The 20,798-nt window shown below is 73.2% G+C and carries 22 protein-coding genes and 1 riboswitch; of the genes, 9 read left to right on the plus strand and 13 right to left on the minus strand.

The genetic code is table 11. From position 1 onward, the window contains the following. Positions 1–75: 75 nt before the first annotated feature. Entirely contained in the window at positions 76–267 is a 192-nt protein-coding gene (locus tag ACFY2L_RS00225; RefSeq protein WP_390656126.1) for a CstA-like transporter-associated (seleno)protein, read from the minus strand. Continuing rightward, positions 264–2,417: a carbon starvation CstA family protein gene (locus tag ACFY2L_RS00230; RefSeq protein WP_390821125.1), complete on the minus strand. Its 2,154-nt coding sequence runs from the start codon at positions 2,415–2,417 to the stop codon at positions 264–266. Before ACFY2L_RS00230 ends, ACFY2L_RS00225 begins: the two co-directional genes overlap by 4 nt. Positions 2,418–2,664: 247 nt before the next feature. Between ACFY2L_RS00230 and ACFY2L_RS00235 the strand changes: the two genes are divergently transcribed. Genes ACFY2L_RS00235 through ACFY2L_RS00255 form a run of 5 tightly spaced genes read left to right on the plus strand, consistent with a single transcriptional unit; the run spans position 2,665 to position 7,750 of the window. Then, complete coding sequence (locus ACFY2L_RS00235) at positions 2,665–4,221, plus strand: sodium:solute symporter (protein WP_390656124.1); 1,557 nt, start codon at positions 2,665–2,667, stop codon at positions 4,219–4,221. Between the two features lie 14 nt (positions 4,222–4,235). Then, entirely contained in the window at positions 4,236–4,793 is a 558-nt protein-coding gene (locus tag ACFY2L_RS00240; RefSeq protein WP_390821126.1) for an RNA polymerase sigma factor, read from the plus strand. Continuing rightward, complete coding sequence (locus ACFY2L_RS00245) at positions 4,790–5,167, plus strand: hypothetical protein (RefSeq protein ID WP_390656123.1); 378 nt, start codon at positions 4,790–4,792, stop codon at positions 5,165–5,167. The genes ACFY2L_RS00240 and ACFY2L_RS00245 overlap by 4 nt, the downstream gene beginning before the upstream one ends. Before the next feature lie 34 nt (positions 5,168–5,201). Further along, on the plus strand, positions 5,202–6,989 hold the full coding sequence (locus tag ACFY2L_RS00250; protein WP_390821127.1) for a glycoside hydrolase family 15 protein: 1,788 nt from the start codon (positions 5,202–5,204) through the stop codon (positions 6,987–6,989). A gap of 5 nt (positions 6,990–6,994) precedes the next feature. Beyond that, positions 6,995–7,750 carry an SDR family oxidoreductase gene (locus ACFY2L_RS00255; RefSeq protein WP_390656121.1) on the plus strand — a complete coding sequence of 252 codons (756 nt, stop codon included), beginning with the start codon at positions 6,995–6,997 and terminating at the stop codon, positions 7,748–7,750. Positions 7,751–7,926: 176 nt separating this feature from the next. On the opposite strand, the gene amaP is transcribed toward ACFY2L_RS00255, so the two are convergent. Genes amaP through ACFY2L_RS00280 form a run of 5 tightly spaced genes read right to left on the minus strand, consistent with a single transcriptional unit; the run spans position 7,927 to position 10,254 of the window. Then, entirely contained in the window at positions 7,927–8,514 is a 588-nt protein-coding gene (gene amaP / locus ACFY2L_RS00260; RefSeq protein ID WP_390821128.1) for an alkaline shock response membrane anchor protein AmaP, read from the minus strand. After that, positions 8,511–9,146 (minus strand): DUF6286 domain-containing protein, encoded by a 636-nt coding sequence (locus ACFY2L_RS00265; protein WP_390656119.1) that lies wholly within the window; start codon positions 9,144–9,146, stop codon positions 8,511–8,513. The genes amaP and ACFY2L_RS00265 overlap by 4 nt, the downstream gene beginning before the upstream one ends. Then, positions 9,143–9,559, minus strand: coding sequence for an Asp23/Gls24 family envelope stress response protein (locus ACFY2L_RS00270; protein WP_390656118.1), 417 nt, complete (start codon positions 9,557–9,559; stop codon positions 9,143–9,145). Before ACFY2L_RS00270 ends, ACFY2L_RS00265 begins: the two co-directional genes overlap by 4 nt. Further along, a complete protein-coding gene (locus ACFY2L_RS00275) occupies positions 9,556–9,741 on the minus strand; it encodes a hypothetical protein (RefSeq protein WP_390656117.1) in 186 nt (61 codons plus the stop codon). Before ACFY2L_RS00275 ends, ACFY2L_RS00270 begins: the two co-directional genes overlap by 4 nt. Positions 9,742–9,771: 30 nt before the next feature. Next, positions 9,772–10,254 (minus strand): Asp23/Gls24 family envelope stress response protein, encoded by a 483-nt coding sequence (locus tag ACFY2L_RS00280; RefSeq protein WP_390656116.1) that lies wholly within the window; start codon positions 10,252–10,254, stop codon positions 9,772–9,774. An 88-nt stretch (positions 10,255–10,342) separates the two neighbouring features. Here ACFY2L_RS00280 and ACFY2L_RS00285 point away from each other — a divergent pair, with 88 nt between their 5' ends. Then, complete coding sequence (locus ACFY2L_RS00285; RefSeq protein WP_390821129.1) at positions 10,343–11,053, plus strand: nucleopolyhedrovirus P10 family protein; 711 nt, start codon at positions 10,343–10,345, stop codon at positions 11,051–11,053. 330 nt (positions 11,054–11,383) lie between these two features. Here the strand turns inward: ACFY2L_RS00285 and ACFY2L_RS00290 are convergent, their stop codons facing one another. From ACFY2L_RS00290 to ACFY2L_RS00300, 3 genes are all read right to left on the minus strand, one after another. Continuing rightward, positions 11,384–12,187: an enoyl-CoA hydratase/isomerase family protein gene (locus tag ACFY2L_RS00290; protein ID WP_390656114.1), complete on the minus strand. Its 804-nt coding sequence runs from the start codon at positions 12,185–12,187 to the stop codon at positions 11,384–11,386. A 128-nt stretch (positions 12,188–12,315) separates the two neighbouring features. Continuing rightward, positions 12,316–12,537 carry a helix-turn-helix domain-containing protein gene (locus tag ACFY2L_RS00295; RefSeq protein ID WP_004002281.1) on the minus strand — a complete coding sequence of 74 codons (222 nt, stop codon included), beginning with the start codon at positions 12,535–12,537 and terminating at the stop codon, positions 12,316–12,318. A 364-nt stretch (positions 12,538–12,901) separates the two neighbouring features. After that, the gene (locus tag ACFY2L_RS00300; RefSeq protein WP_390656113.1) at positions 12,902–14,500 is read right to left on the minus strand and encodes an ABC-F family ATP-binding cassette domain-containing protein; all 1,599 of its coding nucleotides are present in this window, start codon (positions 14,498–14,500) and stop codon (positions 12,902–12,904) included. Between the two features lie 220 nt (positions 14,501–14,720). Here ACFY2L_RS00300 and ACFY2L_RS00305 point away from each other — a divergent pair, with 220 nt between their 5' ends. After that, positions 14,721–15,143: a VOC family protein gene (locus ACFY2L_RS00305; RefSeq protein ID WP_390821130.1), complete on the plus strand. Its 423-nt coding sequence runs from the start codon at positions 14,721–14,723 to the stop codon at positions 15,141–15,143. Positions 15,144–15,161: 18 nt separating this feature from the next. On the opposite strand, the gene ACFY2L_RS00310 is transcribed toward ACFY2L_RS00305, so the two are convergent. The 3 genes from ACFY2L_RS00310 to ACFY2L_RS00320 form a co-directional block, all read right to left on the minus strand. After that, positions 15,162–16,598 carry a hypothetical protein gene (locus ACFY2L_RS00310; RefSeq protein ID WP_390656111.1) on the minus strand — a complete coding sequence of 479 codons (1,437 nt, stop codon included), beginning with the start codon at positions 16,596–16,598 and terminating at the stop codon, positions 15,162–15,164. Between the two features lie 170 nt (positions 16,599–16,768). After that, entirely contained in the window at positions 16,769–17,905 is a 1,137-nt protein-coding gene (locus ACFY2L_RS00315; protein ID WP_390656110.1) for an alpha/beta hydrolase, read from the minus strand. 115 nt (positions 17,906–18,020) lie between these two features. After that, positions 18,021–18,752, minus strand: coding sequence for a class II aldolase/adducin family protein (locus ACFY2L_RS00320; RefSeq protein ID WP_390821131.1), 732 nt, complete (start codon positions 18,750–18,752; stop codon positions 18,021–18,023). 256 nt (positions 18,753–19,008) lie between these two features. Here ACFY2L_RS00320 and ACFY2L_RS00325 point away from each other — a divergent pair, with 256 nt between their 5' ends. After that, a complete protein-coding gene (locus ACFY2L_RS00325; RefSeq protein ID WP_390656108.1) occupies positions 19,009–20,244 on the plus strand; it encodes an anion permease in 1,236 nt (411 codons plus the stop codon). 34 nt (positions 20,245–20,278) lie between these two features. Next, complete coding sequence (locus ACFY2L_RS00330; RefSeq protein ID WP_390656107.1) at positions 20,279–20,500, plus strand: hypothetical protein; 222 nt, start codon at positions 20,279–20,281, stop codon at positions 20,498–20,500. Between the two features lie 129 nt (positions 20,501–20,629). Continuing rightward, a riboswitch (cobalamin riboswitch) is annotated at positions 20,630–20,773 on the plus strand. The last annotated feature ends 25 nt before the right edge of the window (positions 20,774–20,798 follow it).

A 20,798-nucleotide genomic window follows, 5' to 3' on the forward strand; every position in this document is an offset into this window, starting at 1 on the left:
GTACGGTCACCCACCCCCGGGGGTCGGTACGGCACGGGCCGGGTATGCCGTACGGCAGGGACGTCGTACGGGCTTTCAGCAGCAGCGGCCGGGAGACTCGTACTCGCGCCGTGTGGTGCGCATCCGCTGGTACTCCCGGCGGCTCGGCACGGGGGCGTGCGGGTGGTGGCGGCGGTGCCGTGCGCAGTAGCGGTCGTACTCGGCCTCGCCGGTGAGTTCGCGCGCGTACCAGAGCACGGTGTGCAGCAGCTTCCGGACGGCGGTCACGACCCCGCTCCCACCAGCGGTTCGCTGCCGCGCTGCTCCGGGACGTCGATGCGGGACTCCACGTACGGGGTCTCGGTCGTCGGCAGCGGCCCGGGGGCCCGCAGGGCGCGGACGCACACCGCCGCGCAGTTGACGAGCACCGTGAGCACCAGCAGCAGGAAGATCGCCATGAGCACGCCGTCGACCGTGTTGTTGAGGACGATGGTGTGCATGTCGTCCATGGTCGTGGCGCCCGGCAGCAGCTTGCCCGCGTCGATGGCGTCCGCGTAGGCGTCACGCTGGGCGAAGAAGCCGATCTTCGGGTTGCCGGAGAAGATCTTCTGCCAGCCCGCGGTGAAGGTGACGGCCACGTCCCAGGCCAGCGGGATGCCCGTGACCCACGCCCAGCGCACCTTGCCCGCCTTGACGAGCATGGTCGTGGTGACGGCCAGGGCGACGGCGGCGAGCAGCTGGTTGGCGATGCCGAACAGCGGGAACAGCTGCTTGATCCCGCCCAGCGGGTCGGTGACGCCGGCGTACAGGAAGTAGCCCCAGGCGCCGACGACCAGGGCGCTGGTGATCCAGATGCCGGGCTTCCAGGTGACGCGGCCGATCGGCTTCCAGACGTTGCCGAGCATGTCCTGGAGCATGAAGCGGCCCACGCGCGTGCCCGCGTCCACCGTGGTGAGGATGAACAACGCCTCGAACATGATCGCGAAGTGGTACCAGAACGCCTTGAGTCCGCTGCCGAACACGCTGGAGAAGATCTCCGACATGCCCACGGCCAGCGTGGGGGCGCCGCCCGAGCGGCCGATCAGCGTCTGCTCCTCCACGGCCCTGGCCGCCGCGGTCAACTGGTCCGGGGTGATGGCGAAGCCGAGACCTCTGACCGCCTCCGACGCGGTCTGCGCGGTCGGGCCGAGCAGCGCGGCCGGGGAGTTCATCGCGTAGTACAGGCCCGGTTCGAGGACGCAGGCGGCGATCAGCGCCATGACGGCGACGAAGGACTCCGTGAGCATGGAGCCGTAGCCGATCAGCCGGACCTGGGACTCCTTCTGGATCAGCTTCGGAGTGGTGCCGGAGGAGACCAGCGCGTGGAAGCCGGAGAGGGCGCCACAGGCGATGGTGATGAAGAGGAAGGGGAACAGGGAGCCGGCGAAGACCGGCCCCGCGCCGGTGGAGGCGAACTCGGTCACCGACCCGGCCTTGAGGGTCGGAGCGGCGATCACGACGCCGACGGCCATCAGGGCGATGGTGCCGACCTTCATGAACGTCGACAGGTAGTCGCGCGGTGCCAGGAGCATCCACACCGGCAGCACGGAGGCGACGAAGCCGTAGCCGACCAGGCAGAAGACCAGCGTGGTGGGGCTCCAGACGAAGTACTCGGCCAGGGACGAGTTCTGGACCCAGCCGCCGCCGAGGATGGCGAGCAGCAGCAGGGCCACGCCGATGAAGCTGGTCTCCACGACCCGGCCGGGCCGCAGGTAGCGCAGGTAGAAGCCCATGAAGAGGGCGATCGGGATGGTCATGGCGACCGAGAAGGTGCCCCAGGCGGACTCCGCCAGCGCGTTGACGACGACCATCGCCAGCACCGCGAGCAGGATGATCATGATGGCGAAGACGCCGATCAGCGCCGCGGCGCCGCCCACCCTGCCGATCTCGTCCCGGGCCATCTGGCCGAGGCTCTTGCCGTCCCGGCGCATGGAGAGGAAGAGGACGATCATGTCCTGGACCGCGCCGGCGAAGATCACACCGGTGATGATCCAGATCGTGCCCGGCAGATAGCCCATCTGCGCGGCCAGCACCGGGCCCACCAGCGGCCCGGCGCCGGCGATGGCCGCGAAGTGGTGGCCGAACAGCACCCGGCGGTCGGTGGGGTGGTAGTCGACCCCGTCCTCCAGGCGCTCGGCCGGCGTGGCGCGGGTGTCGTCGACCTCCAGGACCCGGCGGGCGATGAACCGCGAGTAGAACCGGTAGGCGATGGCGTACGAGCCGAGCGCGGCCACCACCAGCCAGACGGCGGAGATCTCCTCGCCGCGGGAGAGCGCGAGGACGCCCCAGCCGACCGCGCCGAGCAGGGCGACCGTGGCCCACAGCAGGACGGACTTCAGTGATGTAGGCGACTTTTCCGGCACCGGACGGCCGTTTTCGGGCAGGGTGGACACAGGCATGGCGGCTCCTCACCTGGGCGGTGCGCGCCACCTCGAGATCCGAGGTGGGCGTGGGTCAGCGGCGGTGGCTCTCCCGTCGGCGGGCGGCAGCTCTCCCCTTCGCTGTGGGTCTGTGCAAGAGTTGCCCACCCCCCGAGACCGGTTGACAGCGGATGTCCGGAAGATTTCCCGCCGGTTCCGTGTCATCCGAAGCGGCCGTCCGCGCAACCAAGAGGCGAGGGCTCAGGCACACCAAAGGCGGTGACCCATGGCCGACGGCGCCATGACGACGACGTTCCTCGCCGTGATCGGCGGGGCGTCGCTGCTCGCCGTGACCGCGCGCAGGCTGCGTCCGAGCGACCGGCTGCCCTCCCTGGAGGGCTGGGCGCTGGCCGACCGCTCCCTCGGTCCCGTGTGGACCTGGCTGCTGCTCGGCGGCACGATCTTCACCGCGTACACCTTCACCGCCGTACCGGGACTGGCGTACGGCAACGGCGCGCCCGCGTTCTTCGCGGTGCCGTACACGGTGATCGTGTGCCCGCTCGCCTTCGTCCTGCTGAGCCGGCTGTGGGAGGTGGCCCGGCGGCACGGCTACGTGACCGCCGCCGACTTCGTACGCGGCCGGTACGGGTCGCCGCCGCTGGCCCTCGTGGTGGCGCTGACCGGGATCCTCGCGACGATGCCGTACCTGGCGCTGCAACTGCTCGGGATACGGGCGGTGCTGACGGCCGGCGGCGTCTATCCGCGCGGCGCGGCCGGGGACCTGGTGATGGTGGCGCTGTTCGCGGGGCTGGCGGTGGCGACGTACCGGCACGGGCTGCGGGCGCCGGCGGTCATCTCGGCGCTGAAGGCGGTGGCGGTGTTCGTGTCGCTCACCGCCGTGTGCTGGCTGGTGCTGCGCCGGCTCGGCGGGCCCGGCCCGGTCTTCGAGGGCGCGGCCCGCCGGCTGGGCGGCACGGACGTGGCGCACTCCCCGCTGGTCCTCTCCCCCGGGCAGCAGCCGGCGTACGCCACGCTCGCCCTCGGCTCCGCGCTGGCCCTGCTGATGTACCCGCACGTGCTCACCGCCGGGTTCGCCGCGGACGGACCGCGCACCCTGCGCAAGGTCTCCGTGGCCCTGCCCGCCTGGACCGGACTGCTCGCCCTCTTCGGCTTCCTCGGTGTCGCCGCCCTCGCGGCGGGCGTGCGGGCTCCGGAGGGCGGCGCCGAGGCCGCCGTACCGATGCTGGTCGACCGGCTGATGCCGGCGCCGCTGGCCGGGCTGGTGTTCGCCGCGATCACGGTGGGGGCGCTGGTGCCGGCCGCCGTGATGTCGATCGCGGCCGCCACGAGTTTCGTCCGCAACGTCTACGTCGAGTACGTGCAGCCGACGGCCACACCCAAGCGGCAGGTGCGCATCGCCAAGGCGGTGTCGCTGACCGCGAAGGTGGGGGCGGTGGCGTTCGTGTTCGGGCTGCGCGACCAGGACGCCGTCAACCTGCAGCTGCTGGGCGGGGTGTGGATCCTGCAGATCTTCCCGGCCGTGGCCGTCGGGCTGTTCACCGGGCGGCTGCATCCGCGCGCGCTGCTCGCCGGGTGGGCCACGGGCATGGCGGCCGGGACCGTCCTGGTCGTGCGCGAGGGGTTCTCCTCCATCGTGACCCTCGGGTTCGGACCGCTGGAGATCTACGCCGGCCTGCTGGCCCTGCTGCTCAACCTGACCGTCGCGGTGGCCGGCACCGCGGCCCTGGAACGCCTCGGCGTCCCGCGCGGCGCCGACACCACCGACCTGCCCTCCCGCCTGACCGTCAGGCGGCGTCCCCGGACGGGAGCGAACAACCCGTGAGACGCAGACAGCCGATGCCCGTGCAGGATGCCTGTGCCGAGCCGCTCGCGCTCGCCGTGACCGACCCGGCGGAGCTGGAACGCGAGGCCGGGCTCGCCCGGCTGTTCGAGCAGCACTACTCCTCCATGCTGCGGCTCGCCGTGCTGCTCGGCGCCGACGACCCGGAGAACGTGGTCGCCGAGGCGTACTACCAGATCTACCGGAAATGGCGGCGGCTGCGGGACACCCAGGCGGCGGAGGCCTATCTGCGTTCCACCGTCTGCAATCTGACCCGGATGCGGATACGCCACCTCCAGGTCGCCCGCAGGCATGTGGAGACCCCTGCGGAACTCCTCGACGAGACCGTCGCCTCCGCCGAGAGCACCGCGCTGCTCCGCGACGACCAGCGGGTGCTGATCGACGCGCTCCAGCAGTTGCCGGCCCGGCAGCGCGAGGCGCTCGTGCTGCGGCACTGGCTCGGGCTGAAGGAGAGCGAGATCGCCGCCGCGATGGGCATCTCCTGCGGATCCGTCAAAACCCACACCTCACGCGGCCTCGCCGCGCTCACCCAGGCGATGGAGGCCCGGCGATGAACGACACCGGACCGGACCGCACGGAGCGGGACCACATGACACGGGACCCCGCACCCGACCGCACGACGCCGGCCTCCCTCCCGCGGGAGACCGCGGCCGCCGACCGGACCGAGCGGGAGCTGCGCGAGGCCCTGGAGGCGCTGGCCGGCGGGGTACGGCCCGCTCCCGACGCCTACCGCACGGCGCGCGGCGAGTGGCTGCGCCGCGAACGCCGGCGCCGGCTCGTGCTCGCCGTGCTGATCGCCGTGGTCTTCGCGCTGGCCACCCTGATCGGCCTGTGGGTGCTGAACCAGGCGCCCTCGCATCCGGGAGTCATCTTCTCGGGCACCGGCGACGGGGCGGGTCTGTCGTCACTCCCCCGGCCGCAGCCCTGATTGCCTCCCGACGTCGCCGGGAACCCGGAACCCCGTGCACCCCCCCATCGAGGACTACGCCCTCATCGGCGACGAACAGACCGCCGCCCTGGTCGGCCGGGACGGTTCCGTCGACTGGCTCTGTCTGCCCCGCTTCGACTCCGGGGCCTGCTTCGCCCGCCTCCTCGGCGACGAGGAGAACGGCCACTGGCGCATCGCCCCCAAGGACGTCGAGGGCTCCTGCACCCGGCGCGCCTACCGTCCCGGCACCCTGGTCCTGGACACCGAGTGGGAGACCGACGAGGGCGCGATCCGGGTCACCGACCTGATGCCCCAGCGCGACCGCGCCCCCGACGTCGTCCGTGTGGTGGAGGGGTTGCGCGGGCGGGTCACCGTGCACAGCGCCCTGCGGCTGCGCTTCGACTACGGCTGGGTCGTCCCGTGGATGCGCCGGACCGACGGCCACCGGGTGGCGGTCGCCGGGCCCGACGCGGTCTGGTTCCGCAGCGAGCCGCCCGTGCACACCTGGGGCGAGGACTTCGGCACCCACTCCGAGTTCACCGTCGCCGAGGGCGAGTCGGTCGCGTTCGTGCTGACCTGGCATCCCTCGCACGAGTCCCGTCCGCCGCTCGTGGACCCGCGGGAGGCACTGCGCAGCAGCGTCGAGGACTGGCAGGCGTGGGCGTCCCGCTGCCGCTACCAGGGCCCCCACCGGGACGTCGTCGTCCGCTCCCTGATCACCCTCAAGGCGCTCACGTACGCCCCGACCGGCGGCATCGTCGCCGCGCTCACCACCTCCCTGCCCGAGGAGATGGGCGGGGTGCGCAACTGGGACTACCGCTACTGCTGGTTGCGCGACTCCACCCTCACCCTGGGCGCCCTGCTGGCTGCCGGGTACCTGGAGGAGGCCGAGGCGTGGCGCAACTGGCTGCTGCGCGCGGTCGCGGGAGACCCGGCGGACCTGCAGATCATGTACGGGCTGGCGGGCGAGCGCCGGCTGCCCGAGAGCGAGCTGCCGTGGCTGTCCGGCTACGGGGACTCCACGCCCGTACGCATCGGCAACGGCGCCGTGGGCCAGCTGCAACTGGACGTCTACGGCGAGGTCATGGACTCCCTGTCGCTGGCCCGGTTCGCGGGCATGTCGCCCAGGCCGCACATGTGGTCGCTGCAGTGCTCGCTGATGGACTGGCTGAGCGAGAACTGGCGGCAGCCGGACGAGGGGCTGTGGGAGGTGCGCGGCGGCCGGCGCCAGTTCGTGCACTCCAAGGTGATGGTGTGGGTGGCCGCCGACCGGGCGGTCCGCGCGCTGGAGGAGTATCCCGACCTGCCCGGCGACCTCGCGGGCTGGCGGGCGCTGCGCGACGAGGTGCACCGCGAGGTGTGCGAGAAGGGCTACGACCCCGACCGCAACACCTTCACCCAGTTCTACGGGTCGGCCGACCTCGACGCCTCCCTGCTGCTCATCCCGCGCGTCGGCTTCCTCCCGCCGGACGACCCCCGGGTGACCGGCACCGTCGACGCGGTGCGCGAGGAACTGGGGCACCACGGTCTGCTGCGCCGCTACAGCACCGACGGCACCACCGTCGACGGTCTGCCGGGCGACGAGGGCGCCTTTCTGGCGTGCTCGTTCTGGCTCGCGGACGCACTGCACATGACGGGCCGGACCGAGGAGGCACGCGAACTGTTCGAGCGGCTGGTGGGGCTGGTGAACGACGTGGGGCTGCTGGCGGAGGAGTACGACCCGGTGGCGGGCCGGCACCTCGGCAACTTCCCGCAGGCGTTCAGCCACATCGGCCTGGTGAACACCGCCCTCGCCCTGTTCGGGGGAGAGCAGGCAGGATAGGGGCCATGGATCTTGGACTGAAGGACCGGGTGTACGTCGTCACCGGAGCCACGCGCGGCCTCGGCAACGCGGCCGCGCGCGAACTCGTCGCGGACGGCGCGAAGGTGGTGCTGACCGGGCGGGACGAGAAGCGGGCGGTCGCCGCGGCGGCCGAGCTGGGGCCGAACGCGGTCGGCGTCGGCGTGGACAACGGCGATCCGGAGGGCGCGGCACGGCTGATCGCCACCGCGCGGGAGGCCTTCGGCGGGTTCGACGGGGTGCTGGTGAGCGTGGGCGGCCCGCCGCCGGGGTTCGTCGCGGACAACTCCGACGAGCAGTGGCAGTCGGCGTTCGAGTCGGTGTTCCTGGGGGCGGTGCGGCTCGCGCGGGCGGCCGCGGCCGAGCTGGAGGCCGGCGGCGTGATCGGGTTCGTCCTGTCCGGGTCGGTGCACGAGCCGATTCCGGGGCTGACGATCTCCAACGGCCTGCGGCCGGGGCTCGCGGGGTTCGCGAAGTCGCTCTCCGACGAGCTGGGGCCCCGGGGGATCCGGGTCGTGGGGCTGCTGCCGTCGCGCATCGACACCGACCGGGTGCGGGAGCTCGACGGGATGTCGGCCGACCCCGAGGCCACCCGCGCCGCGAACGAGTCCCGGATCCCGCTGCGGCGGTACGGGACCCCGGAGGAGTTCGGCCGGACGGCGGCCTTCCTGCTGTCGCCCGCCGCCTCCTACCTGACCGGGATCATGCTGCCGGTGGACGGCGGCATGCGACACGGCTTCTGAGCCTCTGCCCGGCGGGGTCCGCCGCGAGGGCCGGCCGCCGGATCTGCCGGAAGGGCGGTGCGGGGGCTCCGGACGGGGCGCCAGAGGGAGGCCCGGGAAGGGGCCCGGGAAGGGGCTCCCGAAGGCGGCTCGGGAAGGGGCGGCGCAGGGGTGCCGGGAGAGAGGGTGGCGTGGGGTCAGTTGACCCTTGCCGCCTTGTGTTTGGCCGCCTTCATCCGCACCTCCGCGGGCAGCGCCTTCAGGGCCGCCGAGTCCTTCGCGTGGGTCAGGGCCCGGGTCGTCAGCTGGTGCAGTGCCGTCGCGGGGTCCACATGGGGTTCCAGCCGCAGCCGCAGGCGGGTCGCGGGGGCGTCCCTGCGGCCCGTCAGGTGGACATGGGCGCGGGCCACCCCCTCCACCTGGGCCGCCTCGCCCGCCAGGACGGACTGCAGGGCCTTGCCCCGCAGCAGCGCGCCCGCGCCGTCGCCGGTGTCGACCAGCACCTCGCCGAGCAGGTGGCGGCGCAGGACCGAGGTCAGCCACCACAGGGCGAGCAGGACGAGGAGCGCCAGGACGGCGATGACCGTCGGCCACCACCATGTCTCGTCCCGCCGGCGGGTGCGTTCGGCGGTGCTGAGCAGCACGTCGTGGGGGCCGTCGTGGATCCACCAGGACGGCGGGGAGGCACCGAGGCCGACGGCGAGGACGGCGCCGCCGACGGCGATCAGCACCAGGCCCACGACCCCGAGCAGCACGCGGTTGACGGTCCTGAGCACGGCGCTCACCCCTTCCTTCCGGGACGCCGCACCCGCAGCGTCAGGGCGGGCGGGTGCACCAGCCCGAGACCCTCGACCGCCTCATGGAGCACGCCGTCCAGGTCGGCGCGTACGTCGTCCAGGTCGCGGAAGTGGGCGAGCGCGCGGACGTCGGCCCGGCGGCGGCCGGCGCGGACCGTCACGGACCGCACTCCGGCGACCTCCATGGCCCGGTCGCGCAGCACCAGCGCGACGGCGCCCCGGTGGAGGCCGGCGCGGACGTCGGGACGGGTGCGGCGCATCGGCAGCACGTCCCGCAGACCGGGGGTGACGGCCAGCACGACCAGCCACAGCCCCAGGGCCGCGGCGACGCCCGCGCCGACCAGGACCCAGGTGTCGTCGAGGGGGCGTTCGGCGAGTTGCCCGGCCAGTTCGCGCCGCCAGGTCAGGGCGGACCGGCCGGCGCGGACGGCGACGACGTCGTAGAGGAAGGCGCCCGCGACGACGAACAGCAGGACCGCGACGACGGCCGCCGGGACGCGGCGGGCCGACCAGAAGCGGCGGCCTCCGCCGGGGCCGGGCGCCTCGGGGGCCGGGGCGTCCGTCGGTTTCTCCAGTACGGGCAGCGTGGTGGTGCCGTCCGAGCCCCGGGGCTCGCTCATCGCGTCCTCCCGTGCGCCACGCCGGGGGCCGCCGTCAGATGGAGCCGTTCGACCTCGACGGCGACCTCCGGAACCTGCATTCCCACCAACGCGCCTACCCGCTCGGTGACATGCCGACGCACTTCGTGACAGCGGGGGCCGATGTCGGTGGGGTAGCCGAGTTCGAGGTGGACGCGGATGTACGCGGCGTCGGCGGGGCCGTCCTCGCCCGACCGCTGGTGGGAGTGGGGACGCACGACGACGGTGGCGTGCGCGGGAGCGGCGGCGGGCGGCAGCGGGCCGACCGCCTCGCGCGCGGCCTGCGCGGCGATCTTCGCCACGACCCGGTCCGCGATGCGGGTCGCGCCGCGCTCACCCCGGGGGACGCCGGCCGGTCCGCCGCCGGTGGCGCCTCCTTGGCTCACCCGGGTCACCTGCGCCGGTTGTCACGTGTGCGGAAGAAGTCCCCGAGTTCCAGGTCCCCCTCCAGCAGCCGGCCGACGACGAATCCGACGGCACCCAGGGCGGCCACCAGAAGGAAGGCACCGAACCCGCCGAAGTATCCGGCGAAGCCCAGCGCCATGCCGGCGACCATCCCGATCACGGCCATGCTCATGCTGTGTTCCTCCGCTCGTCGGCCGACGCGTCACTGGATGCGGGGCTCCGACTCCTCGTCCTCTTCGTCGGGCAGCTTCACGTCGCTCACCGCGATGTTGACCTCGACGACCTCGAGACCGGTCATCCGCTCCACCGCCGTGATCACGTTCTCCCGGACGTCCCGCGAGACCTCGGTGATCGACACTCCGTAGTCGACGACGATCTCCAGGTCGAGCGCGGTCTGCACCTCGCCGACCTCGGCCTTGACACCACGGGCCACGGACTTCGTCCCGCCGGGCACCCGGTCGCGCACGGCGCCGAAGGTGCGGCTCAGGCCGCTGCCCATCGCGTGCACGCCGACGACGTCCCGGGTGGCGAGGCCCGCGATCTTCTCCACGACCCCGTCGGCGATGGTGGTCCGCCCACGGGCCGCCGGGTCCCCACCGCCTCGTCCGGTGGCCTCACGGGTCGGTACGGACTCCGTGCCGCCCCCCGTGTTCTGCCCCCGGGTCTGCTCCGTTGTCTCTGTCATGGCCGTACGTCCTTTTCGGTCGTCGTCCCTTCGACCACGGTAAGCGCCGTTGCGCTGCCGCGCCCCGGGGATACGGCAGGCTGGAGGAATGGACGGGTGGACGAGTGCGGTACGGCATCAGCTCGGTCCGGGCAGGCTCCTCCCCCTGGGCGGGCCGCGCGACGGGGCGTGGATCACCGAGGGCGCGGCGGAGCGTGTGCTGAGGGAGGCGGTACGGGGGCTGCCTGGGGTGCGGCTCGGGGTGCTCCGGATCGCGCAGGCGGACCCGGCGGGCGCCTCCGAGCCGGTCGTACCGCCTCCGCCGAGTGGCTTGCCGCCGGCGCCCCTGCGGGTGACGGCGGACTTCGCGGCGGCGGTCTCCGAGCCCCTGCCGGGCGCCGCGGCACGCGTGCGCGGTGTGCTGGCGGCGGCTGCCGAGGAGCGGCTCGGTCTGGTCGTGGCCGAGGTGGACCTGCGGGTGACGGACCTGCTCGGTGCCGAAGCGGCGGAACCGGAGGCCGAACGGCCGCGGGACGCGCCCCCGGCCGGGCCGGCGCTCACCGGCGAGGAGGCCCTCGCGGCCGGGGCGGCCCTGTCCGTGCCGGGGGTGACCGGCATGACCGGCGTCCTGGGCCGGGCGGTCCGTCTGGAGGAGATCCAGGGCGCGGCCGCCGCCCTGCCGCACCGGCACGCACGCGTGGAGATCGTGGTGCGCGCGGACCACCGGGCACTGGATGTGGCCCGGGCGGTCCGCGCGGTGGTGGGAGAGGTCCTGCCGGATCACCCCACCGTGGCGGTCCTGGTCACCGAGGTGAGCTGACCGCCGGCTGCCGCGCCCGGCCGCACAGGGCACGGCTCGGCCGGGCCGAGGCCCGAGACATGCGCGACACGCCAGGACCCGGCAGGGCGGGACCCGGCACGGAAGGGCCCGAGCCCGGCACGGAAGGACCCGACAGGGCAGGGCGCCACACACCGGCGCCCGAGCCCGGCACGGATGGACCCGGCAGGGCAGGGCGCAAACACCCCAGCGCCCGACAGGGCAGAACCCGGCCGGGCAATACCCGGCACGCCGGCGCCCGGCAGGGCAGGGCGCAACGCGCCGGCGCCCGGCAGGCAGAGCCCGGCGCGCCAGGAGCCGGCGCCGCAGGGCTCATTCGCCCAGGCCGGCCAGGTCCCGCAGCCGGCGGGCCTGGGCAGCACGCTCGGCGGCGCGCTGCTCGTCGTACGTCCGGTCCCCGGCGCCGCGCAGCAGCGCCTTGGTCTCGATCACGGCCTCACGGGGCGCGGCAAGAATCGCGGACGCCAGCTCCCGTGCCTTCGCGTCGAGTTCCGCCGCGGGTACGGCGACGTTGGCGAGCCCCGACGCCACGGCCTCTTCGGCGCCCACGAACCGCCCGGTGAGGCAGATCTCGGCCGCGCGGCCGTAGCCGACGAGGGAGACGAGGGGGTGGGTGCCGGTGAGGTCCGGCACGAGGCCGAGGCTGGTCTCGCGCATGGCGAACTGCACGTCGTCGGCGACGACGCGCACATCGCAGGCGAGCGCCAGCTGGAAGCCCGCGCCGATGGCGTGGCCCTGGACGGCGGCGATGGACACGACGTCGTTGCGCCGCCACCAGGTGAAGCCCTCCTGGTACCCGGCGATGGCGGCGTCGAGTTCGGCGTCGCCGCTGCGCGCGAGGTCGATGAAGGACGGCTCGCCCTCGATCCCCTCGGGCGTGAACATCTGCCGGTCGAGGCCGGCGGAGAAGGACTTGCCCTCGCCGCGCAGCACGACCACGCGGACGGAGCCCGGCAGCAGCCGCCCGGCCTCGGCGAGCGTCCGCCACATGGCGGGGCTCTGCGCGTTGCGCTTGGCCGGGTTGGTCAGCGTCACCGTGGCGAGCGCGTCGTCGACGGTGAGCCGTACGCCGTCCTTGTCGAGCAGGGGAACGAGTTCCTGGTCCGGCGTGGCCATGGGGCGCCTCCGATGCGTGCGGTCGACAGAGCGATCAATGGAGCGATGCTAAGTGACTGCACAGTAACCACCCGGCCGATCGGCCGACCGACCGGGTGGTCACCATCGAAGCCGACGGGCCGCCCGGATCAGGACGAGGCGGCCTTCTTGCCCCGCGTCGCTCCGCCACGCCCACGCAGCGTGACGCCCGACTCGCTGAGCATCCGGTGTACGAAGCCATACGAGCGGCCGGTCTCCTCGGCCAGTGCCCGGATGCTCGCACCGGAGTCGTACTTCTTCTTCAGGTCTGCCGCGAGCTTGTCGCGCGCGGCGCCGGTCACCCGGCTGCCCTTCTTCAGAGTCTCGGCCACCCGTGCCTCCTCATGGGAAGTGCGCTCTGGTCTCCTCATGATCACCCCTCCGGGGCGTGATGGCCACCCATTCGGCAAGGTCCGTGCGAGAGGGATTTGACGACAGGAGCGCGTCCCCACAAGTGGAACCTGTGATTCCGCCCGGTGGTGTTCGTGGGGCCGAACGGGTTGTTGAGCGAAGTGCCAGGTCAGGGACGCGCGACGGCCGACCCCTTGTCGACAAAGGGGTCGGCCGTGAAATGGATGTAGGACACACCTCGATACGAGGAGATCTCACACAGATGATGGATCACCGATGGGCCGAATGATCCATACGCCGGAGATCACGCATTCGATCAAGCCGGGGTGACCCTGGCGCCGGAGATCAGGCCAGGGCGACGAGATCCGCGTAGTCGGCGCCCCACAGGTCCTCGACGCCGTCGGGCAGCAGGATGATCCGCTCGGGCTGGAGCGCCTCCACGGCACCCTCGTCGTGGGTGACCAGCACGACCGCGCCCTTGTAGGTGCGCAGCGCGCCGAGGATCTCCTCACGGCTGGCCGGGTCGAGGTTGTTGGTCGGCTCGTCGAGGAGCAGGACGTTGGCGGACGACACCACCAGGGTGGCCAGGGCGAGGCGGGTCTTCTCGCCACCGGACAGGACACCGGCCGGCTTGTCGACGTCGTCGCCGGAGAACAGGAACGAGCCGAGCACCTTGCGGACCTCGACCAGGTCCATGTCGGGGGCCGCGGAGCGCATGTTCTCCAGGACCGTGCGGTCCGGGTCGAGGGTCTCGTGCTCCTGGGCGTAGTAGCCGAGCTTGAGACCGTGACCGGGACGGACCTCGCCGGTGTCGGGCTGCTCCACGCCGCCCAGCAGCCGCAGCAGGGTGGTCTTGCCGGCGCCGTTGAGGCCGAGGATGACCACCCGGGAGCCCTTGTCGATGGCGAGGTCGACGTCGGTGAAGATCTCCAGCGAGCCGTACGACTTCGACAGGCCCTCGGCCATCAGCGGGGTCTTGCCGCAGGGCGCGGGCTCCGGGAAGCGGAGCTTGGCGACCTTGTCGGAGACCCGGACCGCCTCGAGTCCGGCGAGCAGCCGGTCGGCGCGCCTGGCCATGTTCTGCGCGGCGACGGTCTTGGTGGCCTTGGCGCGCATCTTGTCGGCCTGCGAGTGCAGGGCGGCGGCCTTCTTCTCGGCGTTCTGCCGCTCGCGCTTGCGGCGCTTCTCGTCGGCCTCGCGCTGCTGCTGGTAGAGCTTCCAGCCCATGTTGTAGACGTCGATCTGGGAGCGGTTGGCGTCCAGGTAGAACACCTTGTTGACGACCGTCTCGACCAGGTCGACGTCGTGGCTGATGACGATGAAGCCGCCGCGGTAGGTCTTGAGGTAGTCGCGCAGCCAGACGATCGAGTCGGCGTCGAGGTGGTTGGTCGGCTCGTCGAGCAGGAGCGTGTCCGCGTCGGAGAACAGGATGCGGGCCAGCTCCACGCGGCGCCGCTGACCGCCGGAGAGCGTGTGCAGGGGCTGGCCGAGCACCCGGTCGGGCAGGTTGAGCGCGGCGGCGATGGTGGCGGCCTCGGCCTCGGCGGCGTACCCGCCCTTGGTGAGGAACTCCGTCTCCTGGCGCTCGTACTGCCTGAGGGCCTTCTCCCGGGTGGCGCCCTGGCCGTTGGCGATCCGCTGTTCGTTGTCCCGCATCTTGCGGATCAGCAGGTCGAGGCCGCGCGCCGAGAGGATGCGGTCGCGGGCGAGGACGTCGAGGTCGCCGGTGCGGGGGTCCTGCGGGAGGTAGCCGACCTCGCCGGAGCGGGTGACCTGTCCGGCGGCGGGGATGCCCTCGCCGGCCAGGACCTTGGTCAGGGTCGTCTTGCCCGCGCCGTTGCGGCCGACCAGGCCGATGCGGTCGCCCTTGGCGACACGGAAGGTGGCGCTCTCGATGAGGACGCGGGCGCCGGCGCGCAGCTCGATGCCGGAGGCGGAGATCACGGTCAGACTCCTGTGCGGGGTCGGTGGCGGGTTGGGCGGCTGAGGACGTTCCCGCCGTCTAATGCGCGAGGAGAATGGCCATGGGGCCAGTCTAACGGCCCAGTGCAAGCACTTTTTCTGGGTTCGGGTGTTCGATCTCTCCCGGGCGCGGTGTCGGTGGCCGCTGCCAGACTGGGCCGTGGGTGACATGTCCGGCGGTGGTCACAGGGGAGTGATCGGTATGGCAGGCACGAACGGCGCACGTCCGACCATCTGTCCGACGCTGCTGTACGCCGACGCGAAGGCGGCGATACGCCAGCTCACGGAGGCCTTCGGGTTCACGGAGCTGTCGGTGTACGAGAGCGACGAGGAGAAGGCCGGCACCGTGATGCACGCCGAGCTGGTGTACGGCAACGGCGCGGTGATGCTCGGTTCGAAGGGCCGCGGCGGCGTCTTCGACGCGGCGATGGAGGGCGCGGGCCCGGCGGGGGTGTACGTCGTCGTGGACGACGTCGACGCACACCACCGGCGCGCCGTGGAGCACGGCGCCGAGATCCTGATGCCCCCGACGGACCAGGACTACGGCTCCCGCGACTACATGGCCCGGGACCTCGAGGGCAACATCTGGAGCTTCGGCACGTACGCCCCGGACATACAGGCCTGACTCCGGCCCCGGCGGGGCTCAGCCTCCCGTGTGCACCTGGAAGGCGGCCCGGCGCACGGCCTTGGCCAGCGCCGGGTCGGGGTGCGCGGCGGCGAGCGCCACCAGCACCTGCACGGTGCGGGGGTGTCCGACGGCGCGCACCTCGGCCAGCAGCGCGGGCACGGTCGGCTGCAGCGCGGACTCCAGGTGGCGCACCAGCATCGGGGCCTCGCCGTGGTCGGCGACGGCGGCGGCCGTGTCGACCCAGAGCCAGGTGGCCTCCTCGCGGGTGAGCACCTCGTGGGCGTCCTCGGGGTCGACGCCGTCGTGCTCGGCGAGCCAGAGCAGGGCGTACGGCCTGAGGGCGGGCTCGTCGACGACGGCCCGTACGTCGGGTTCGGCGGGGGCGCCGACGACGCGCAGCGCCTCGAAGGCCAGGCCGCGCAGCAGGGCGTCCTCGCCGCGGGCGGCGGCCAGCAGCTCGGTGACGGCGCTGCCGACGGGGCGGGCGGCGAGCCAGGCGCGGTACTCGGCGCGGGCCGCGTTGGGGCGCAGCTGGGCGCAGCCGCGGAGCATGTCCTCGGCGGCCTGCTCGATGTTCCCGGCCGGGCTCTGCGCGGCGACGCAGATCTGCTCCAGCTTGACCCACACCGCCCAGCTGCCGAGCGGGGTGAGGGTGGCCTGGCCGTCGCCGCAGGTGAGGGCGCCCACGGAGGCGAGGGCGCGCAGGGCCCAGTCGAGGAGGGGGGCCAGTTCGGCGTCCTGGGCCGGCTCCGCCGGGTCGGCGTCGGCGGAGGGCTCGGGGGCGGTGGGGGCCGGGGGGCCGGCCGCGTCGGCGGCGTAGGGGACCTCGCAGCGCTCGGTGCGCAGTTCGGTGACGCGCTGGCGCAGCAGGTCGAGGAGCTGGTCCACGGGGACGGGTCCGGCGGACAGCTGCAGGAAGGAGAGCACCTGGGGCATGGCCGAGACGACCTCGGCGACGGTGGCGGGCTCCTCGTCGGCGGGTTCCGGGGTGGCGAGCGACCAGGCGTCGAAGAGGGCGACCCAGCCGCGCAGCACGGCGCTGTCGTCGCGGTCCCAGGCGCGCAGCCGCCAGCCGGGGCGCGCGCTGTCGCCGTGCACCTCGACGAGGCCGGCCAGGCGGGCGGTGTCCCAGTCGTGGCGGACCTGATCCAGGGTCAGGCCCAGATCGCTGGCGGCGCGTTCGGCGGTCGCCTCGGAGAGGGTGGCCTTGCCGTCGGCGGTGGCGGCGTCGCGGCCGGGGCCGAGGGCGCTGTCGGCCCAGCGGGCGACACGGGCCGCGGCGGCCAGACCTGAGCGTGCCATTCTGGCCAGCTCCGCCGGGGCCGGAGTGCCTTCCGGGGGGCGGGGCGCGGGGCGGCGCGGGCGCCGCTGGTTCACAGCTGTGGGGGCGGCGGCCAGGGGTCGCGGGCGGACGAGTCGAAGCCTGGAGTCGCGCGGGATACGGGACGTCACGGGTGCAGTCTTCCGGTTGACGGTCCGAAAACCCAAACGGAATGTCACGGCGGGCTACGGGACTGGCCAACGCACGGGGTGCGGAGAGCGGTGAGCAGGCGGGTTCAGGCCAGTGGTACGGGCTTAAACGGAACCTTCGGCACCGGTGGATCGAGGGGGCGTGGAGAGGTTCAGCTCAGCGGGGTGAGGAAGCGCCGGAGAGCCTCTTCGTAGGCGGCGGGGCCGGCGTTCCACATGGCGCCGTGCGGGGCCTGCGCGACGGTGTGGAGGGCGACCAGATCGGGGCGGCGGGCGGCGAGGCGGCGGGAGACGTCCCAGGGGGCCACGGTGTCGTCGGGGCCGTGGAAGATCAGCGTGGGGACGGTCAGCAGGGCCGGGTCGGCGATCTCGTCGCCGTGGCCGTCCGCCGCGCCGTGCAGTCCGGTGCGGCCCTGGGCGGCGCGGACGGCGAGCGGCAGCAGCACGCCGGGGGTGTGCCGGGCGGAGGCGAGGGCGCGCAGGGTGGACTGCCAGTTCAGCACCGGGGAGTCCAGGACGAGTCCGGCGACGAGGCCGCGCGGTCCGGAGCGGGCCGCGGCGCGCAGCGCCATGGTGGCGCCGATGGACCAGCCGAGCAGGACGAGGCGTTCGGCGCCGTGGCGGACGGCGTGCCGCATCGCCGCGTCCAGGTCGCGCCACTCGGTCTGGCCGAGGTGGTTCAGGCCGTCCGGGGGGCGGGGTGCGCCGAGGTCGCCGCGGTAGGCGAGGGCGAGCACGGGGAAGCGGCGCTGGTGCAGGAAGGCGAGCAGGTTCAGGGTGTGTTCGCGGGTGGTGCCCAGGCCGTGCACGGCGATGACCCAGGTGCGGCGGGCACCGGGGACGAACCAGGCGGGCAGGGTGCCGAGTTCGCCGGGGATCTCGACCTCGGTGTGGTCGAGGCCGAGGGTGTCGCGGGGGTTGCCGACGTACAGGTTGGGGGTGAGCCAGACCGCGTCGCCGGGCTCGAGGGCGCCGTGCGTGACGCGTTCGAGGCGGCGTACGACGGTGTCCGCGGAGTGCGGGGCGTCGGGCAGGACGGCGCCGACGACCGCGTGGGTGCCGTTGCCGGAGAGGCCGTAGGTGCCGGGGCGCAGGGCGGCGAGGTGACGGGTGAGGGTCACCTGGCCGGCGGCCGTGCCGTGCACGGTGAGCCGGGGTTCGGTGGGCAGGGGCCGGCCGGGCGGCGCCTTCAGCGCGGCGTCGCTGGCGAACCGGCCGGCGGCGACGCTGGCGGCGCCGGCGGCCAGGGCTGCGGTGACGGCGGCGGCCGTCGCGGTGACAGTGCGCACCCGTCCAGTGTCCTGGGCATCCTTCCTCGCGGCCAGTGGTAACAAGGTGGAGGTGAGGGGGCGCGGGGGCCTGCACCGCCTCGATGCCGCGCCGGAACCCGGGGTGCGGGCGGGGTCAGGGGCGCTGGCCGTAGGTGCGCAGACGCTCGCCCGCCTCCGCCAGCTGGGCGTCCGTGAGGAGGGTCGGGGTACGGCCGGGCACGGAGGAGGCCGTCAGCCACAGGCGGCACATCCACTCCAGCTGCGCCGTGCGGTCGAATGCCTGGTCGAGGGTGGTGCCGTAGGTGAGGGTGCCGTGGTTCTGCAGGAGGCAGCCGGTGCGGCCGTCCAGGGCACGGAGGGTGTTCTCGGCCAGTTCCTCGGTGCCGTAGGTGGCGTAGGGGGCGACGCGGACGGGGCCGCCGAGGGCGCCGGTCATGTAGTGGACGGACGGCAGCACGGTGACGAGGGTGGATACGGCGGTGGCGTGGACGGCGTGGGTGTGGACGACGGCGCGGGCGTCGGTGCGGCGGTAGACGGCGAGGTGCATGGGGAGTTCGCTGGTCGGGGTGAGGGTGCCGAGCACCTGCCGGCCGGTGAGGTCGACGCCTGTGATGTCGCCGGGGGTGAGGCGGTCGTAGGGCACCCCCGAGGGGGTGACCAGCACGGTGTCGCCGACGCGCGCGGAGACGTTGCCGGAGGTGCCGACGACCAGGCCGTCGGTGACGGTGCGGCGGGCCGTCGCGACGAGCGCCTCCCAGGCCCGCGCCTCCTCCGGGAGCGCGCATCCTCCCGGCGCCCCGGCCGCGTTCTGTATGCGGTCCCGGCTGTCCCGGGCCTGCCGTCCGTCACGCCGCTGCTCGCCCATGCCCCCGATCCTGCCAGGGGGACGCCGGGTCGGCCGGAGTGCCGCCGATCAGGTGACCAGGATCTCTTTCCGCGGCTCCACGGACCGGCCGGCGGGGTGCGCAGGCGGCACGGGGCAGGCCCCGCTTGGGGCGGCGCGTCGGACAGAGTGGCGGCGCTCACATTTGGACACCCTGACGCCTGCCCCAGTTCACCTTCCGTTCACCCAGGTTGCCTACTTTCAACAAGCCAATGACCTCGAACGATTGCCTGGGTAAATGGAAAACTTCTCGCTGATCCTCGCGATTGTGGTGGTAACCGCACTCGCGTTCGATTTCACGAACGGTTTTCACGACACCGCCAACGCGATGGCCACGACCATCTCCACCGGTGCACTCAAGCCCAAGGTCGCGGTGGCCATGTCCGCCGTGCTCAACCTTGTGGGCGCATTCCTCTCGGTGGAGGTCGCCAACACGATCTCCAAGGGTCTCGTCGACGAGACCGGCATCCGTCCCGAGGTCATCTTCGCCGCCCTGGTCGGCGCGATCCTCTGGAACCTGCTGACCTGGCTGGTGGGCCTCCCCTCCAGCTCCTCCCACGCCCTCATGGGCGGTCTGATCGGCGCCACCATCGCCTCCGCCGGCATGGGCGCGGTCCACGGTGACGTCCTGGTCACCAAGGTCCTGATCCCGGCGGTCGCCGCCCCGCTGGTCGCGGGCATCGCGGCGATGCTGGCGACGCGCCTGTCCTACACCCTCGGCAAGAAGGCCGACGGCAAGGCGGCCGACAAGGGCTACCGCGCGGGCCAGATCGCCTCGGCCGGCCTGGTCTCCCTCGCGCACGGCACGAACGACGCGCAGAAGACGATGGGCATCATCACCCTCGCCCTGGTCGCCGGCGGTGCCGTCGCCCCCGACTCCGACCCGCCCACCTGGGTCATCCTCTCCGCCGGCCTGGCCATCGCGCTCGGCACCTACCTCGGCGGCTGGCGCATCATCCGCACCATGGGCAAGGGCCTGACCGACCTCCAGCCGCAGCAGGGCTTCGCCGCCCAGACCAGCGCGGCGACGGTCATCCTGGCCTCCTCCCACCTCGGTTTCTCCCTCTCCACCACGCACTCCGTCTCCGGTTCGGTGATGGGCGCGGGGCTGGGCCGCAAGGGCGGCGTGGTCCGCTGGTCCACGGCGACCCGGATGTTCGTGGCCTGGGGCCTGACGCTCCCGGCGGCCGCCCTGGTGGGCGCGCTGGCCGAGTCGGTCACGAACCTGGGCGACTGGGGCACGGCGGTCGTGGCGGTCTTCCTCGTCGCCTCCAGCGCGGCGATCTGGAAGATCTCGCGCCGCGAGGTCGTGGACGCGTCCAACGTCAACGAGACCGAGGAGCCGGCGGGCGTGGTCACCACGGCGATCGCCGCCGTCGCCCCGCCTCCGGCCGGCACGGTCACCGAGGGCCTGACGGCCACCATCCCCTCCCCGGCCGCCACGGCCACCGAGCCCACGGCCCCCGCGGTCTGAACCCGCCCACCCGGTACGAAGGAAGAGAAGCAGCATGAAGATCGACTGGGCGGCCCTCGGCTCCGTCTTCGGCGTCAGCCTCGTGATCACCGTGGCCCTGGTGGCCCTCTTCACCCTCGGCATCATGGGCCTGTCCCGTCAGGAACGCGCCGCGGAACAGGGCGGCTCCGCCACCCTCGCGGTCACCGGCGCCTACGCGTGCTTCGCGGCCTGCGCGGCGGCGGTGGCGTACGGGATCTCCCTGATCGTGGCCTGACCCACCAGCTCGGACACCTCGGGGTGCGGGACGGATCGCCGTCCCGCACCCCTTTTCCGTGACCTCCGGAACCGCCCCTGTGTGGGGCTCAGCACACTCCAGCCTCGCAGGTCAACGGCAAGTTGACGGCCCTTCCGGGGCCATGGTGGACTGCCGGAGCCATGTACGGCGGCAGAAGAGGAAGCCGGTGCGAATCCGGCGCGGTCCCGCCACTGTCACCGGGGTGCACCACCCCGGGAGCCAGGAACTCTCGCCGCCGGTCTCGTCGAACCAGGGCGTGGACACCCTGAGTGAGGAC

The sequence above is a fragment of the Streptomyces sp. NPDC001381 genome, from assembly GCF_042895685.1.
In the GTDB taxonomy this organism is placed as follows: domain Bacteria; phylum Actinomycetota; class Actinomycetes; order Streptomycetales; family Streptomycetaceae; genus Streptomyces.